The 17388-nt window shown below is 34.7% G+C and carries 16 protein-coding genes, 1 pseudogene and 1 riboswitch; of the genes and pseudogenes, 8 read left to right on the top strand and 9 right to left on the bottom strand.

Going from position 1 to position 17388, the window contains the following annotated elements:
* Positions 1-4: 4 nt before the first annotated feature.
* The 5 genes and pseudogenes from ACFFIS_RS06890 to ACFFIS_RS06870 all read right to left on the bottom strand — a co-directional run.
* Positions 5-370: pseudogene (locus ACFFIS_RS06890) on the bottom strand (carbohydrate ABC transporter permease); the annotation flags it as partial.
* Between the two features lie 396 nt (positions 371-766).
* Positions 767-1306 carry a PepSY domain-containing protein gene (locus ACFFIS_RS06885; RefSeq protein ID WP_390187089.1) on the bottom strand — a complete coding sequence of 180 codons (540 nt, stop codon included), beginning with the start codon at positions 1304-1306 and terminating at the stop codon, positions 767-769.
* Between the two features lie 150 nt (positions 1307-1456).
* On the bottom strand, positions 1457-2614 hold the full coding sequence (locus ACFFIS_RS06880; protein WP_320379747.1) for an ABC transporter permease: 1158 nt from the start codon (positions 2612-2614) through the stop codon (positions 1457-1459).
* Positions 2577-3308: an ABC transporter ATP-binding protein gene (locus ACFFIS_RS06875; protein WP_390186743.1), complete on the bottom strand. Its 732-nt coding sequence runs from the start codon at positions 3306-3308 to the stop codon at positions 2577-2579. Before ACFFIS_RS06875 ends, ACFFIS_RS06880 begins: the two co-directional genes overlap by 38 nt.
* Positions 3301-4269 carry an efflux RND transporter periplasmic adaptor subunit gene (locus ACFFIS_RS06870; RefSeq protein ID WP_390186742.1) on the bottom strand — a complete coding sequence of 323 codons (969 nt, stop codon included), beginning with the start codon at positions 4267-4269 and terminating at the stop codon, positions 3301-3303. Before ACFFIS_RS06870 ends, ACFFIS_RS06875 begins: the two co-directional genes overlap by 8 nt.
* A gap of 384 nt (positions 4270-4653) precedes the next feature.
* Here ACFFIS_RS06870 and ACFFIS_RS06865 point away from each other — a divergent pair, with 384 nt between their 5' ends.
* The 7 genes from ACFFIS_RS06865 (at position 4654) to ACFFIS_RS06835 (ending at position 12033) form a co-directional block, all read left to right on the top strand.
* Complete coding sequence (locus tag ACFFIS_RS06865; RefSeq protein WP_390186741.1) at positions 4654-5337, top strand: response regulator transcription factor; 684 nt, start codon at positions 4654-4656, stop codon at positions 5335-5337.
* 8 nt (positions 5338-5345) lie between these two features.
* Complete coding sequence (locus tag ACFFIS_RS06860) at positions 5346-6833, top strand: sensor histidine kinase (protein WP_390186740.1); 1488 nt, start codon at positions 5346-5348, stop codon at positions 6831-6833.
* Between the two features lie 62 nt (positions 6834-6895).
* A riboswitch (SAM riboswitch) is annotated at positions 6896-6998 on the top strand.
* 280 nt (positions 6999-7278) lie between these two features.
* A complete protein-coding gene (locus ACFFIS_RS06855) occupies positions 7279-7605 on the top strand; it encodes a hypothetical protein (RefSeq protein ID WP_320378471.1) in 327 nt (108 codons plus the stop codon).
* Positions 7606-7909: 304 nt separating this feature from the next.
* The gene (locus tag ACFFIS_RS06850) at positions 7910-8581 is read left to right on the top strand and encodes a response regulator transcription factor (protein ID WP_320378470.1); all 672 of its coding nucleotides are present in this window, start codon (positions 7910-7912) and stop codon (positions 8579-8581) included.
* Positions 8582-8583: 2 nt separating this feature from the next.
* A complete protein-coding gene (locus tag ACFFIS_RS06845; protein ID WP_320378469.1) occupies positions 8584-9963 on the top strand; it encodes a sensor histidine kinase in 1380 nt (459 codons plus the stop codon).
* A 72-nt stretch (positions 9964-10035) separates the two neighbouring features.
* A complete protein-coding gene (locus tag ACFFIS_RS06840) occupies positions 10036-10434 on the top strand; it encodes a hypothetical protein (RefSeq protein ID WP_320378468.1) in 399 nt (132 codons plus the stop codon).
* Between the two features lie 357 nt (positions 10435-10791).
* Positions 10792-12033 carry a hypothetical protein gene (locus ACFFIS_RS06835; RefSeq protein ID WP_320378467.1) on the top strand — a complete coding sequence of 414 codons (1242 nt, stop codon included), beginning with the start codon at positions 10792-10794 and terminating at the stop codon, positions 12031-12033.
* Positions 12034-12555: 522 nt separating this feature from the next.
* Here ACFFIS_RS06835 and ACFFIS_RS06830 read toward each other — a convergent pair.
* From ACFFIS_RS06830 to ACFFIS_RS06820, 3 genes are read right to left on the bottom strand one after another with little or no spacing between them, the layout of a single operon-like run.
* Positions 12556-13320: a DUF6339 family protein gene (locus ACFFIS_RS06830; protein ID WP_390186739.1), complete on the bottom strand. Its 765-nt coding sequence runs from the start codon at positions 13318-13320 to the stop codon at positions 12556-12558.
* Between the two features lies 1 nt (position 13321).
* Positions 13322-14164 (bottom strand): hypothetical protein, encoded by an 843-nt coding sequence (locus ACFFIS_RS06825; RefSeq protein ID WP_320378465.1) that lies wholly within the window; start codon positions 14162-14164, stop codon positions 13322-13324.
* A complete protein-coding gene (locus tag ACFFIS_RS06820) occupies positions 14154-16103 on the bottom strand; it encodes a hypothetical protein (RefSeq protein WP_390186738.1) in 1950 nt (649 codons plus the stop codon). Before ACFFIS_RS06820 ends, ACFFIS_RS06825 begins: the two co-directional genes overlap by 11 nt.
* Positions 16104-16452: 349 nt before the next feature.
* Between ACFFIS_RS06820 and ACFFIS_RS06815 the strand changes: the two genes are divergently transcribed.
* Entirely contained in the window at positions 16453-16836 is a 384-nt protein-coding gene (locus tag ACFFIS_RS06815) for a DUF7310 family coiled-coil domain-containing protein (RefSeq protein ID WP_390186737.1), read from the top strand.
* Positions 16837-17029: 193 nt separating this feature from the next.
* On the opposite strand, the gene ACFFIS_RS06810 is transcribed toward ACFFIS_RS06815, so the two are convergent.
* Complete coding sequence (locus ACFFIS_RS06810; protein WP_320378461.1) at positions 17030-17251, bottom strand: hypothetical protein; 222 nt, start codon at positions 17249-17251, stop codon at positions 17030-17032.
* Positions 17252-17388 lie beyond the last annotated feature (137 nt).

Below are 17388 nucleotides of genomic sequence, written 5' to 3'. Positions count from 1 at the left end.
ATTTTCACTTCACAGAACCCATCATCCCAGCTACAAAATGTTTTTGCATGAGGGAAAAAATGAGTGCTGTCGGCAATGTAGCAATCACAATTGCTAGCATCATCATTCCATAATCGGGTGAATAACTAGCTCCTAAATTAGATAAAAGTAATGGTACCGTTTGTTTTTCAGGTGACTGTAAAACAATTAATGGCCACATATAATTATTCCAACTATTCATAAAAGTAATAATCGCACCAGCCGCATATGATGCTTTCATAGACGGCATGTATATTCTAAAAAAAATACCTATCTCGCTTAAACCATCTATTCTCCCTGCCTCAACTAACTCTTTTGCAAACATCTTTGTGTTTTGGCGGAAAAAGAAGATTGTAACAATCAGATTTGTAACACACGAACCTTATGTAAGTGCTTTCATATCTTATTAGCGTATATTGAGATGAGATGTTTCACCTTCACTAATTAATATTTCTACTAGCACGAAGTTACAAAATATCCATATTTAAATATATTAATTAATTTAATTAATAAGTTTTATTATAACTAATGTAAAGTATACGCTATACTTTGTCAACATGATTATGATGGTCATTTCGCTTAGAAAATAGTTTATTTTAAAATAAGCCCTAATCATCGGTAATGGATGATTAGGACTATTTTTTAAGACTCTTAGTACGTCTTGTACAAAGCCAAGCCTTTTCTTTTACTCTCTTTCAAAATGCAGTCTACAATTTATTACAATACGAACCATTTCTTTTATCTCATTTTACTCTATAATAAAATTATCCTCTTTCCGTTGTTTTCTTCTATTTTTTAAAACATTAACTGATAAATAAATTCCGGTTCCAGATACAATGATAAACGTAATCGTAACTAAATCATTCAGCCAATTTAGATTTGAATTACCAGTCAAACCTTCATGAATACGTCTCACAAGTCCCATAATACCTCCTTGTGATTGAGGTTCTCTTTGATCTAATAGTTCTCCCGGCCCAGTTTCAGTTTCATTATCACCTTGTCCGTTTGTAACTTCCGAATCTTGCGCTTCTGTTTCATCAAACCTATGATTTAAATTGCCGTTATTATCTTCTTGTTTAGGTTGCATCATTTGATTTGGTGGAGATCCACCCCTTTGTTCCATCTGTTTTTGCCCAATTAACCACGGCTCATTCATGATTAGACCTGTAATCGATTCAATTAGAATAAATATGGAACAAATTAATCCTATCCATATATGTGCATTTTTCATTTTCTTCATGCTGTTTATTCCTCTCTTTACACCAAATATAATAATAAGTAAAACCACAATCAACAGAGGATTTCGTACTTCCTCCTATTGATTGTCAGTTAAATGAATCGAGTTTTTACTAGCTGTTGCCGCCAATCAATCCTAAGTACCTTGGAATTCTTGGGGGAGAGTATTACAACTAGTAACCTGCGATAAACTACTAAAACACTAATATCTTAACGCTTGAATTGGATCTAGTTTGGAAGCCTTATTTGCTGGGAATACGCCGAATACAATCCCGATAAGTAAGGAAAATAAAAACGAGAATAGTATGACCGGTAGTGAATAAGCAATGCTAATACCTAGTAAAACTGAAACTACTTTCCCTATCCCTAATCCTGCCAAGACTCCAATTATTCCTCCCATTACACTTAAAACAATTGATTCTATTAAAAATTGTAATAAGATATGGTGTCTTTTTGCTCCAATGGCTTTACGGATTCCTATTTCCTTTGTGCGTTCTGATACCGAAACTAGCATGATATTCATGATGCCAATACCACCAACTAGTAAAGAAATACTTGCAATTCCGCCTAGCATGTATGTCATCGTATCATTTACAGAACTCATTGTATCCATAACATCTTGCTGGTTCGTCACACCATAATTATCAGTTTCCCCTGGAAACATACGTGCCATTGCCATTTTAACTGCATTCATCAGAAAATCCATTTGATCCTTGTTATCACCTTTTAGATATAAAGTACTAATTGTAGTACTTCCAATTATTCTCTGTCCTGTGCTTAGCGGAACAATGACTACATTATCCCCACCTTCACCTAGCGAACTTCCTTTAGAGGCTAACACACCAATAACTTTAAAAGATGTGCCATCTATCTGGAGATATTGACCGATTGGATTATCCATTCCAAAAAAGGTTTCAGCTGTATCAGAACCAAGGACCGCAACTTTTTGACGATACTCCACATCCAAATCCGTTACAAAACGTCCTTTGGTTACTTTTGTATCAAGAACATCTGTGTAGGCCGCATTTGTACCTGTTATGGCAACCTGTGATGATGTTCTATCCTTTTTCAAATAAACACGTCCTGATATAACAGGTGACACATCTTGTACGCCATTTAAATCTTTTAATTCTTCTATTTTATCCTCCGATAAATCTACATCAGAGCTATAAGTGCTTACTGTTAATAAATTCGTTCCTAATTGATCAATTTGACTCGTAACTGTTTTCGACGAACCTTGAGCAATAGATACAAGAACAATAACAGAAGCAACCCCAATAATAATTCCTAACATTGTAAGTGCAGCCCGTAACTTATTCCCTTTAATACTTCGTAGCGCTATCTTTAAAGATTCGTTCATTTTCAAATAATACACCTCCATTTTCTAACAATTTTCCATCTTGAATGCTTATCATTCGCTCCGCTTGTTTAGCAATTTCAAGATCATGTGTAATCAAAACAATGGTATGACCTATTTTATTTAAATCCTTCATTAATTCGAGCACTTCTTTACTCGTCTTACTATCAAGTGCACCCGTAGGTTCATCAGCCAAAATAATTGCTGGCTGATTTACTAGCGCTCTTGCAATCGCAACCCTTTGTTGTTGCCCTCCCGATAGTTGCATCGGCATATGAGTTGCTCGATTTAATAACCCAACCATTTCAAGGCAAGACATTGCCCTCTCTCGTCTTTCTTGTGTCGGAACACCCGCATATAACATCGGGAGTTCCACATTTTCTAACGCTGTCAGCTTCGATAGCAAATGAAAGTTCTGAAAGATAAATCCGATTTCTTGATTACGAATGATTGCCAAACTTGTATCATCCATTTTTCCAATATCTTTTCCCGCTAATAAATACAAACCACTATCTGGTCGATCCAGACAACCAATCATATTCATTAATGTTGATTTACCAGAACCAGAGGGCCCAATAATTGCTATAAATTCGCCCTTCTGTATGTTAAAGGAAATATGATTTAATGCATGAATTGTTTCACCGCCTAATTCATATGACTTCATCAGATTTTCTACTTTAATAACCGCATCACTCATTCATGCCACCTCTTCCACCTGCTCGTCCTTGTCCATTACTTGGGGGCATTCCTCCGCCAGGCATTCCATTCATGTCTTTCATCATATTCTCCTGTTTATTTGTAGATGTACTTTCTGTTGAAAGCTGTGGTAACTCTACCATATTACCTTCAGAAACCCCATCTGTTATTTCCACGTATTCATCTGTAACGAGTCCCACTTGAACGGCTACTTCTTCAAAATTTGTATTCGTATCGTTTTCGCTATTTTTATCTGAGATAAGATGAACATATTTTTTATCCCCGTTTGAATAAATTGCGTCAGATGGCACGTATAATGCATCAGCTTTACTTTCTGTTACAATGCTTGCTTCCATCGTCATGCCAACCTTTAATTCCTTTGGTTTTTGAATGGAAATCGTTACATCAAATGTCGTTGTTCCATTTTCAGAGTTTCCTTCTTTCGCAACCTTCGTTACTTTACCTGAAAAAGTATCATCCGGGAAGGCGCTAGCTTGTAGACTTACTTGTTGCCCCTTTTTAACTTTCATGACATCCAATTCGTCCACTTGTATGACCGTTTGTAAATTACTATAGTTTTTTAAATGTACCAATACTGTTCCATTTTGAACCCTATCCCCTTCATCAACGGACACATCAGTAATTGTTCCCGCAACAGAAGCTGTAATTGGATCACTACCATCAGTAAATGTGATGAGTTCATCACCTTTACTCACATTATCACCTACTGAAACTAGCACTTCGTCAATTTCATCATTATCTTCTACGGCTTTTATATCTTTACTAGTTACCGCCTCTACCGTTCCAGAACCACTTACTTTTACTTCTAATTTTCCTTTTTGTGCTGTTGCAGTTCGAGTCTGATGAATATCTTCTTTACTGTTTTTTGTAGAGCTATACCATTGAAAGCCAAAACCCCCAATTACAAGCACACTAACGATTAACCAGATCCATTTTTTCATTTTCGATTCTCTCCTATTAAATATCCACTCTTGCATATGCTATGAAGGATGTTTTTTTGTTTTTGTTATATTCTTTCATTACCAGTATCAATCAGTTTATTCTTCTTGCTCCACTTCAATCACATCATGTCCGACACCTACTCCCTAATAAAATGAAAACAAACTTTGCTGTAAGCTCGTTTAAAGTTCCCATAACCGTATTATGTAACACCAATCTGAAATGGCCTTGAAAACAAACTGAATGTTTACTGAAAATCTACTTATCACTACAAATTGGGGTTATAATAATAAAGAAATTTTTATTCAGCTTGGCCTTATACATTTTTCAGCTAACTTTCAGCTTTTTAATAGATAATATTTGTAAGATGTTCGGAGGTATAAAAAATGAAAACAATTGAGGGTACCAAATTACTTTTAATAGATGATGAGCCACATATTTTGCAGTTTTTGGAGTTAGGCCTTACAAACGAAGGATTTATCGTGAAAACAGCTTTGGATGGATTAACAGGAATCAATATTGCACATGAATTTCAGCCACACATTGCAGTCATCGATGTCATGATGCCGGGAATGGATGGTTTTGAAGTTTGCCGCTTAATGAAAAAAAGTGGTGCACAAACTTCCATCATCATGCTAACAGCAAAAGATGATGTAGAAGATCGGGTAAAAGGATTAAATATTGGTGCTGATGACTATGTCGCAAAACCATTTAGTTTCGAAGAATTATTAGCCAGAATTCATGCACGGCTGCGCAATCAGTTCCCTAACCTTTTTAACGAAGTGATTTACGGACCTTTTAAGTTGAATGATCGAAAAAAGGAGTTTTCTTATCTCAATCAAACACTTCATCTTTCCCCCACTGAGTACGAGCTTTTAAAGTATTTAGTCATGAATCATGGCATTGTACTAAGTAAAGCGACTATTTTAGATCGGGTCTGGGGATATGACTTTCAAGGTGATGAAAATATCGTAGAAGTTTATATCCGTTCACTTCGCGATAAGTTACACGATAAAAACTACCAAGTTATTCGGACGATTAGAGGCGCCGGATACCGAGTGGACTTGTAGGTGAAAACATGCTTAAAAAAATTCTATCGCCTTACTCTTTAAAAAAACAACTACTCATGCGAACTTTTTTTATTTTAGCTATCATCTTACTACTGATAGGCATTGTACAATATTGGATTATGAGGGATTTCCTCTATCAAAATGAAGCAAATGCACTGAACGATAAACTTGGTTCACTTCCTTTAGAGTTACTATTAAATGAAGAAAGCAAATCAACGAAACCTAAGGGGAAGGATAATCCCCTACCTGCTAATCAACCTTTTTTGTTTTACCAAGGTATGTCCCTGGCCATTATTGATACAAACGGAAATTATCAAGATATACTAGGTAATAGTGGTGTTGCCGCTCCCATTTTTACTAAAAAGGAATACCTCAAGATGCTACAACATAACGAAAGTATACATCGGATTGCATATCACGTTAGAGAAAACAGCAAAGGTATAGAACAGTTAGTTGTATTTAGACCATTAGGAGGTCCACATGAAAGTCATAATCGAGCTGATTTGACGTTACAGCTAGGTACAAATACTGCCCCACTCAAAAAAATATTGTTACAACAATTATTAACTTTTATCGTTCTCGCTTCTATTGCTTTAACCAGTGGACTTGTAATCTATTTACGTACTTTAAAACATACTCTTGTCCCTTTATCCACAATCGTCGACGTAGTGAAAAAGACAGATGTCGAGAACTTAACGGAACGTCTTCCAGTTAAACAAGGTCAAGAAGAAATTGATCGATTAGCAGAATCTTTTAATGCGATGTTAGCGCGCCTTGAAATATCTTTTGAATATGAGAGAGAAACAAAGGAACAAATGAGACGTTTCATTGCAGATGCCTCTCACGAACTACGAACGCCTCTTACATCTATAAATGGCTTTATTGAAGTTTTATTAAGAGGTGCAGCTAATCAACCCGAACAACTTTATCAAGCATTAAATAGTATGCAAGGGGAATCAAAGCGAATTATTAAGTTAGTAGAAGATTTATTTACACTCGTTAAACTGGATCAAGCCCCTTCCTTACAAGTTTCCCAAGTGAATGTGACAAAAATAATAAAAGAAATGCGTTCACAACTTGATGTATTAGCAGGAAATCGTACAGTTTATGTTAAAGTATCCGAAGAACGATATGGATATTATGAACCAAATAAATTAAAGCAAGTCTTTCTAAACCTATTTTATAACGCTGTGCAACATACAGACCCGGAGACTGGAGTTATTCACCTATCACTTGATGCAATAAATGATTCAAACAGATTTACTATTCAAGATAATGGCGCCGGAATAGATAGCAAAGACCTTCCATTTATTTTTAATCGATTTTATCGAGCAGATATTTCACGTACAAGGACATCTGGTGGTTCTGGCCTTGGATTATCCATTACAAAGTCCATTGTGGAAGCACATGGAGGGAGAATAGAAGTTACGAGTAAAATGGGAAATGGAACAACCTTTCAAGTATTTTTACCTTTTTCTCCTAAAAAAAATCATTAAGATTCGAGGCAAAATAATATTAGTTTCATATGTGATTATGATATAATAAAAATAATTTAATATGGTTATCAAGAGTGAACGAGAGTACTGGCTCTAAGACTTCACAGCAACCTACCTAGAAGGTAAGGTGCTCCTACCAGCAAAGCTTGCTTTGGATGATAACGAACGGTGCTATAAACCCTTTGTGTGCATTCAGTTGCTGCAAAGGGTTTTTTATTGCGCGAACAGTTAATGTTGGATATCTTTAAGGGCAATACCGACCAACATTGGCCTACTCTGCTTAGGATACATTTAGCCTTGTCACGATCAATGATAGCTAAACTAACCTTTGTTTGGGAATATTTTCACAGCAAGCCGCGTCACAGTTTATGTCTCGTTAATTGCTCGCTTTTACTTTTTTGCAAATGGTCTTGATACCTATTGAAAAATAATAGGAGGAATGCAAATGAATACAACAGGATTTATTCGTGGTTATATGGCTAAAAATCAAGAAGGAGAAAAATATTTACACCATGTAATGAAGGTAATGGAGCGACAACTTCAAGAATGGGACGAAACATATGAGGTAAAAATGATTAAAAAGGAAAGCTATGCTATTTCAGTTCAAAATAGTGAACAGACTTCCATCATTCTCATTTCAAATTCACAGTTAGCACAGCTACAATCTAAATCTCCATACGCTTTGGACAAGTATATGTGGACAAAGCTAAAGGAGAATGGATTAGTTATAAAAGAGCGAACTGGAAATTATTTAAATTACGTTTTTATGTAAGATCGATTCATCTATACAATTATTCTAATAATTAAGGTGGGAAATTTTCCGCCTTTTTTATTTTTCATTACAGTATGTCACTTTTATCCACTTCCCGGCGGATTGTGTTGCCTTCAGTTTTTAATTCCAAAACATATGAAAAACCATTTCGTTTAACTATACACCATATGGCAATAACTAAATATAACATATCCTCTACTTGCAAATTCATACTCTCTTCATATTTTTGTAATAGGATAGAATAAAAGATCCTTACTAAAATATATACTTTGCTGAATAATACTTCTTGATTGGAGAGATACAGATGACTACTATACTTGTTGTTGATGATGATCAAAATATCTTGAACTTAGTATCGGTTTACTTAAAAGATGAAGGGTTCAACGTTTTGAAAGCAGAAAATGGGCAAGAAGCACTAAATTTATTAGAAAAAAACCCATGTGATATGGCCATTGTTGATGTGATGATGCCGGTTATTGATGGATATGAATTAACGAAGGATATTCGTAACTTTTACGATATTCCAATCATATTATTGACTGCGAAAGACCAACTTAAAGATAAGGAAAAAGGTTTCCTTTCTGGAACAGATGACTACCTTGTGAAACCCTTCGAGCCAAAGGAACTCCTGTACCGTATAAAAGCGTTATTTCGCCGTTATGAAAAAAATACCGAGGATGTTATTACTCTCGGATCGACTGTTATTAATAAAAAAAATTATGTAGTGGAAATTGACGATAAATCATTTTTATTACCATTAAAAGAATTTGAATTACTTTTTTACCTTGCCTCACACCCCTCGCAAGTATTTTCACGTGGACATTTAATCGAAAGAATTTGGGGATTCGACTATGATGGTGATGAGCGGACGGTTGATGTACATATAAAACGGTTAAGAGAACGTTTTACGAAAATAACAAGTGACTTTCATATTAAAACGATACGCAGTGTTGGGTATGCTTTGGAGGTAAAATAATCGTGAAGACGCTTTATGTTAAATTCGCTCTCACAACCATTTCAATTATGCTTGTGAGCACTTTGCTTTCCTTTATGTTTTCCAATTTTTATTACCAACAAAAATTAAAGCCTTATAACGATGAAAAAAATACAAAAATTGCACTAGATATCGCGAATTACGTTAATCACGAACAACATATTCATCTTGAACACTACTTAGAAAATATATCAGCTGTTGGATATCAAATTTTTTTAGCAGATAAAGAAGGAAATAAGACATTTTTCGGTGACCCATTTCGGGACAAAACACTTTCTAATCAAACAATTGAACTTGTATTAAATGGTGAAGTTTACCACGGGATTGCGCAATTCCCCCAAGAAACATTTGTCACAGGCTTTTTTGCAAACGAACTAACAAATACCATCGGGGTACCGCTAGAGCATAACAACAAACAATATGCGCTTTTTATTCGACCAAATATTAAATTACTTTTTAATGAAATGCACATTCTATTTGCCTGGTTGCTTGCTTTAACAATTGTATTAAGCATTATTTTCGTTTGGATTAGTGCGAAATATTTAGTTAACCCTATTTCGAAGTTAACACGAGCTACAAAAGATCTTTCCGAAGGGAACTTTTCCATTGAACTTGATATAAATCGAAAAGATGAAATAGGAAAACTAGCAACTAGTTTTACAAATATGGCGCAACAACTTGAAAAGCTTGATGAAATGAAGAGCGAATTTATTTCAAATATTACCCACGATATCCAGTCACCATTATCGAATATAAAAGGGTATTCCCATTTACTGGAAAAGGATACGTTGAGTGAGGAAGATAAATCCCATTATATTTCGATTATTAACAATGAAATCAATCGATTATCAAGCCTCACAAAACAGTTATTACTACTTGCTTCACTTGACCGAGGGGATGATCTTTTAAATAAGATAACGTATCCTTTGTCAGATCAACTAAAAGAAGTTATTTTTAATCATCAATGGGCTATTAATGAAAAGCGGATCATGATTAGCTACTCTATGCCTGACATAGATATAAATGGAGATCCTGCATTACTTTATAATGTATGGGAGAATTTGTTAACCAATGCCATCAAGTACAATAAAGAAAATGGTAGCATTGACATATCAATTATCAAAAAGGAAAAGGAAATTGAAATTCGTTTCCAAGATTCTGGTATAGGACTATCTCAAGCAGTTCAAAAGCGAATTTTTGATCGTTTTTATCGGGAAGATTCTGCAAGGACAAGTACAGTTGAAGGTACCGGTTTGGGATTATCTATCGTCTCTTCGATCGTGAAATTACATGGTGGTCGAATCGAGGCAGACAGTGAAGAAAATGTAGGTTCAACTTTCACAGTGTACTTACCGAAAGGATAACCTCATATTCATAGGTGATTCATCATCTTGAAGTAATATATGAACATACATATTGACTATCGGAGGGGTTATATGAATAACTACAGTCAGCTATTACTTAGATTTTCAGCGTTGTTTGCAGTTATTGGTGTATTGTTAGGTACACATATGGCAGGTTCAGGGTCAAATGCATTTCGCCCGATTCACACCCATATTTTGGTTGGAGGCTGGTTAACTATATTTGCATGGGCGCTATACTATAAAGTATTTTACCCTAAAGTGAATATGCTAGCTAAACTGCATGTGTGGTCAGCAATTATTGGTTCAATCGGATTGTCAGTAGGAATGTGGCTGCAATATTTAAAGCCCTTCCATCTACCTGATATCTTTGTACTGATTTTTTACATAGGTGGTGGCATGGTATTACTGATTAGTTTTACAATGTTTTTCCTTTTAACAATACTCTATGGAGAGAAGCGTTGTATAGATTGAACACACGCCTTCTAAAAAGAAGTGCGACTGTGCAATGTAGAATAAGTCTTGCCAAGGAGCACTCGACTGCCTTGACTAGACTTATTTTTTTATGTCATGACAATCCATTGGGATACACATTTTCAGCGTACTTATATCCATTTATATTTACAAGACTTTCCTGTAAGAGTACGCGTTAAAGTTAATAAAAAGTACACGTCAAATTTTAAGTTTGTAAATATGTAGAGATGCTCGGACAAAGTTCAGAGGTTCGTTGAAAGTTTGTTATATTTTATTGACATTTTATAAACCTTATTGCTAATTTCCTCCTCATTAACCATGATGGATTTAAGTGCACTTCAGGAGGATTGATTACTCATGCCAAGAAGATTCATACATATTGCTTTATTTCTTTTTATTGTCACAGCCCTTTCCGGTTTGTGGATGAGGGCAATACCGTTTATACATATTTCCTCACTAAACTATGAACATATCTTACATGCACATTCACATATTGCTATTTTAGGGTGGGCCTTTTTTGGCTTATTTATTATCTTTTTGGCGATTATTTGGCCAAATCTTCAGCAGAAAAGACATGCAAGCATGCTAGCTTATTCTATATTTTTTACATCTGTTTTTATGTTTATCGCGTTTTTATACGAAGGCTATGCTACATACTCAATTATTTTTTCGATATTGCACATATTTGTAGAATTTTGGGCTGCATTTTTTATTTACAAACAAATCAAGCTTCAAAAAAGCATTCCCCAAATTAGTCAACTTTTTATGAAAGGATCACTCATCGCTTTAATTATTTCTTCTATCGGCCCTTTTTTATTAGGTTATCTTGGTGCAACTGGATTACGAGAATCTATGTTTTTTGACATGAGTATCTATTTCTTTTTACATTTTCAGTATAACGGTTGGCTTTTTCTATTTTTAATCGGTCTCTTTATTAAAGTTTTGCATGACAAAAATATTGAGTTATCACGTACTTTAGGAAAATACGGATTTTGGATTTACTTCCTTTCTTTATTTCCGTGGTATGTATCATCAATTTTATGGGTTGATGTAGGAGGATTTGCTAAAGTAATCGCGACAGCTGGTAGTGTAGGTCAATGGATAGGTGTTGTTATCATTCTTTTGTCAGTTAAAAAAGTGTGGCAACTGTTAAGAGATGCATTTTCAAAAATAATATTAATATGTATCATGGGTACATTTCTATTATTATTCCTTAAAAGTACGATGGAACTCGGCCTTATTTCTGCCCCACTATCAAATCTCGTTTTTGAAACAAGAAGTGTGATTATCGGCTATTTACACCTAACATTACTAGGATTTGTTAGTTTATTTATTTTGACACAATTTCAAATGACTAAACTAATCGATACGAAGAAAAGCTCTTTTACCACGGGGATTTCTATGTTTTTAGTGGGTTTTGTCTTAAATGAATTGTTATTATTTATGATGGGACTTCTCTCTTGGTTAGATGTATTTAATATTCCTTTTTACCATGAATCATTATTTATAGCAAGTATGCTATTATCTATTGGGATTGGATTTTTGTGGGCCTCCCTTATTAAGAAGCAGACATATAGAAAATCTTATCAACAAAAATAAGATGTATGCAAGATGGGCAATCCTGATTTTAAAGGTATTATTGTATGTTATTATCTTTTATGCTTTCCTTAAAAGCTGAATTCTTTTATTGATGAAAAAGAGCAAAAAGAGGTTCATCATAATTCCAGCAATACAAACAAATATGCTGGCATTATCGAAGGAAAATAAAGAATATGATGTATTAAGATACGTATAAACAAAAATAATCAACATAATAGATAACCCAATGAGAGAACAAATAAATCCGTTTCTAATAAAACACAGAAATTCTAAGCTTTTCAAGACAATCCCGCCTTAAGGCAAATATTTAATCAATTCCTTCAATTCAATATAACGTGTAGCTTGTAACCTGTCAAGCTGGTTTATACGGTATTGCTTATGGTGGTTGTATCAGCTAGCTCTCCAAATTCAAATCATTATTTTATAGCTTAATTTTAATAAAAAACTCCTATTTCAATTGAAAACAATAGAAGCCGCATCGTTTATCTCTATTCCGATGCGGCCTCTTACATAAGGTACTTATTATACATTTAGCGTTTCCACTATCCCAAACACCTGCTCCAAACGTTCCCCCACCATTTTCTCCACTTCTTCCATCGTCAGTGTATCCAATATCATCGCTCCACCAACAACATTCAAGTATTTCGTCGCTTGTACGAAATGATCTCGTTTAATAGTGTTACCTTTTTGTTTCCAACTTACGAGTGCTCGTAGTATTCCCCTTGTTATTGCACGGTTTGATGTAAAATTACTTGAGAAAAATACGACAGAACGTGCAGAAAAGTCTGCTTCACAGAAGAACTCTGTTAACCAAAATGGATTTTCTTTATTCGTTTCATCATATGTCATATGCCCAACCCACCATAGCCGAGCTAGAATATGCACAAATAATGATCGTTTCATGCCACCAGCCTTCAAAAAATAGCCTGTATTAATACGTTTATCATTATGGGCTTCTCTTTCTTTTTTTAAGCGATGAAAAGCATAATCTCGTAACTGTAAATGAGCAAGACCGGCCCAAATTCGCTCGTCTGTAGCTTGTGAAAGGTTTAAATGCCGCAGAGCCTCATATAAATTCTTTACATTTTCCGCATCGCTCACTAGAAAATCGTCACTCATATTCATTTCCGGAACTTGAAAATCAACTTTTGATTCTAACACTCTACCATTTAAACTCAAATAATCATTAAACCATGCATCATCTTTCGTATAATAATGTTCTTTGTATTCCTCATAATTCGTACGTAAATCTTGTAGTGTTTCATCGGATAAGAAAGTTAATTTCATATTAATCCTCCATTTGATTAAACTTTTCTATCTCATTAAAACTTGTTTTTAAAGGCTTGCGTAATATCATCTGTGCGGCCTTTAATGCAGGTAAAGTATCGCTACCGACATCATGAATCGACACATTATTATCAGCGAATATTTTTTCTAACACTTGATACCATGTATAGTCAACATAATCATTGCTTTGATACATTTCTGTAAAAACGTGTACCAAACTAGGTAAAATAACCGCAGAAATAATTGTATTTTTCAAGCGCGAATTTGCATTAGTCGCATACCGATCATATTCATAAGCAGGCAAAGAAATCATAATGAAATCGGCGTTCAGTTCTACTTCCATAAATTCCTTTTTTTCTGATTTCGTTATATTAATAATAGATGGTAAATTTAACATTTCCATATTATCTTCAAATAGCGTCACTTCAATAGCATTACCTATTGCCAACATATTCCCTTTTTCAAACGTAATCGGTATGTCTTTAAACCAGTCATTTAGTTGGTAATTCGTATAATTTTCAATTTTAACTTTCGCAACGACAAACGAATGAATAGTTACTTTTCCACGTAGATTCTCATCTTTTATGCTTACTTCCATAGTTTCCTTAAAAGACTCGTATACTTGACGGTAACTTGTGCGTCCGCATTCAATGTGAAGTGCATATGCGCATTGCCCTGATTCAATCAATCTCTTCATACCTACATTGGAAAGGTCAAACTTAGCGGAAAACTTAACCTCCCCAAATGTTTCTTCCACTCCAATTCTCGTTTCAAAAGATGAATTAACATAATCATCATTATTCATATATAAAACTGGATATGGGTACGATGCATTAATTTTCATAAAGTGTTACCCCCATTACACAATAATCAGAATAGTTGATACATACATTTAATACGAAGGGCTTGTTTTTCCGTACAGAATGGACATAAACATTATTAGCATTCACCTTATCAACTGTTACTCGGGAATCGTTTGTGTCCGCTGATTTTATCGGTAAATCATAATCACTTTGTTCTCCCATTACGCGAAAGGCAAGTCGGGCACTGGCTACAGTCTTTTCTGGCTGGATGAATATGCGATAAGCACCGATTTCTTTATTTACACAAACGTATCGTTGTTTGATTGGTATCGGATGTTTACTTGGTTTACGTTTTTCCCTCATATCCAAATCACCTTGTTTATTACGGTCTAGCTCGTTCACTCCATCAGGTTCCGTTAGTCCACCACCCTGATTGCCGCCACCTTCATGTGTACCGGTACCATGACCACCCTTGTCACCAGTTGGTGTAATACCAAATTCTCCAGCTAATTGCTTTTCGATTTCTTCCATGTCAGTATCTAGCTGACGCGTATTACGCCGTTTTGGTTGTTTCGGTTCTTCAACTTTTTCTTTACGAATAAGCGTCTTAATTTTCGTTTGGAGTGATTCTCGCTTGTTAATTTCTCCTTCAGAAATTAAATTTTTATTTGGTAAAAAGTCGCTCAAACCAACAGCATCCATTTCATCATCAATTTTTTCTTGAAATTGATTTCGAACAGCTTCCCTCATAAACTTGCGTAAATCAGCAAAAATCTTTTTAGCTAGTCTTGGGTCTTTTTCAAACCGCTCCGGTGACCATTCATTATGTGCTGGGTTTTCCATTTGTTTGAATATATTGTTCATATTTGTACCAGTAATCGTTAATAACCCAGTAAATGAAATACTCCCACTGATGCGATTTTGCTCGTAAATACGCATTCCCGTTTTTCGGGTCATCAGTACACGACGATTTAAATCTTCACCATTTAGTAAATAAAGTACAGCTTCTCCCTCTTTAAATGTAATATCCTTATATTTCTGTGCAGGATATGAAATTTGTATTGTCTGGGGTGATGTTAATAAGGAAAAGTAATTTTTTAATACCCGGTTATCTTCTGTATCATCCAGGGCTTCAATTAGTTCCGCAATGTTGTCACTATTAATCTCTAAATCATTTATTCTTACAATTAATTTATGCTGAAACACCGTCATGAAAAAGTTTAACAGGACTGATTTCTTTATCTCTTCTTGCCAATCTTGTACAGGTTCAAAAGCAGTTATATAAATATCTGTTCCTGTTTCAGTTCTAGTAAAACTTGGGTCAAGCGGTAATTGTCCATAAATTGCAGTAGAATATTCACTATTTGTATAAAAGCCAGTCCCAGTCGTCACCCGGTTATCAGGTTTCTGATAGGACAATATATTTGCAACGCCAATATGTGATTCATAGCCTGTCGTATCAAAAGAAGAGTAAAAAATGGTCCGTAACTTGGAATTTAAAAATGGCGCTGATTTCCCAATTCCAAAGCTTCCACCAGAGCTTTCATCCTTGTTAGAGGAACCCGCCTCTTTCACCAAAGATGACCAAGCTGATCCAAGTTCCGCATCTTTTGCGCCTTCCAGACCTTTCGTATTAAAATCGCTAATACGCAAAAATTGCATTTTATCTTTTTGTAAGATCTGTACTGCATCTTCAATAAAATCTTCACTCTGTTTATTCCGCCCTTGCCATGTTACTCGGCAATCACGGAAAACATTTAATAATTCCTTATGGTTAGGAAAGTTATTTGTATGAGTAGTAAAACCTTTAAACTCAACAATGACAGGTTTCGTTTTATCGCGAACTGCATCTAAGGAGTTTTGACAAATCTCTCTCGTAAGTGATTCTAATGCATTTCCTCTAAATGTCTCTAACCCTGCATGGTTAATCGAATTAATATTTCCGCCAATGGTTGCAGGGAAATTCCAGTATGTAGTCATCTTGTGTGCCCCCGTGTAAATGTTGTTATTTATTATAGTGATTGTAAACGATTATATATGAATCTATTTTACCAGATGAATATGGGTATATGGTACTAATTAATTACTTTCAATTTTAAGGGGGAAATGATTCAGAATTGATTTCTTTTGCAGTAAAACATTGGAGTAATAGCCAAAATTAGTTTTTCGCTATAAAAAATATATTGATATATGTTTGGGATAAAGAAATTTTAAATTATATCATATAAGCAAGAGGGAAAAAGACTTTTTATATATAGTTGGGAGAATTTTACCTCCTTGAAAGATATTAGTATCAATGTATAATTAGGAGCATGGAGGTGGTGTTAAAATGGAACAAACAATGTTGAACCAAATTATGGATGCATTAAATATGCATGGTAAGCAAATACGAGAAGATATTCGCGGATTAGATAAGAAAGTGGATAGCTTAGAAAACAAAGTACAAAGACTCGAAAAAAGAGTAAACAGCTTAGAAAACAAAGTTGACAACCTGGAAGGAAAAGTAAACAGTTTGGAAAATAAAGTAAATAGCTTAGAAAGTAAAGTTGACAATATGGAGAATAAGATGGATAAAGGATTCAATCGACTTGACGCAAAATTTTCCGGAATGCGTGTTGAACTTTCTGAATCACAAGAAACAATTGATTATGTAGCCAGCAAAACACTACAACACGAACAGAAACTCCGTACTATCTACGAACAAGAAGTATAAGCCTATCCTCATCATAGTTTAATATTCAATTGTTTTGTTAGGGGTTGGCGTTATTGAATAAACAACCCTTTAGTATATCTTTTTTCCGATATTTTAGTTTTCGTAATCAATTCATTTCAAGTTATAAATCATCAACTGAGCGATTTATACAAACTAATGAAAAACATCGCGCAGATGTTCATCGCTTTGCCTATCATGTATTCTGTTTATATTTTACATACCTTTCAAATGCAAGAATATAATGTTTTTTTGAATTAGGGAATTCACTTTCTATTTCCTTCCTTATTCTAGGGGTAATTGCTTGTTCCCCATTATAAATTCCCCTTTTAACTAAACCATTAAACCGGCCAACATAATCAGTAGCCGATTTTTCACTCAATCCGAATTCCTTGATTAGGAAATCCTTAAATTCCATCTATTCCTCCCCCTTTCTCTACATCCTATTAAATATTTATTAACATTCTGCTACTTTTTTAATATATTTAGAGACAGGGGATTCAATGTTTATCGTCCACATTCTTACCCACAACTCAGGGCCCTAATCCCCTGTCT

The organism is Paracerasibacillus soli (assembly GCF_042432965.1).
Taxonomy (GTDB): Bacteria; Bacillota; Bacilli; order Bacillales; family Amphibacillaceae; genus Paracerasibacillus; species Paracerasibacillus soli.
Note: the sequence above shows the minus strand (reverse complement) of the source record. Positions and strands in the feature narration are given on the sequence as shown.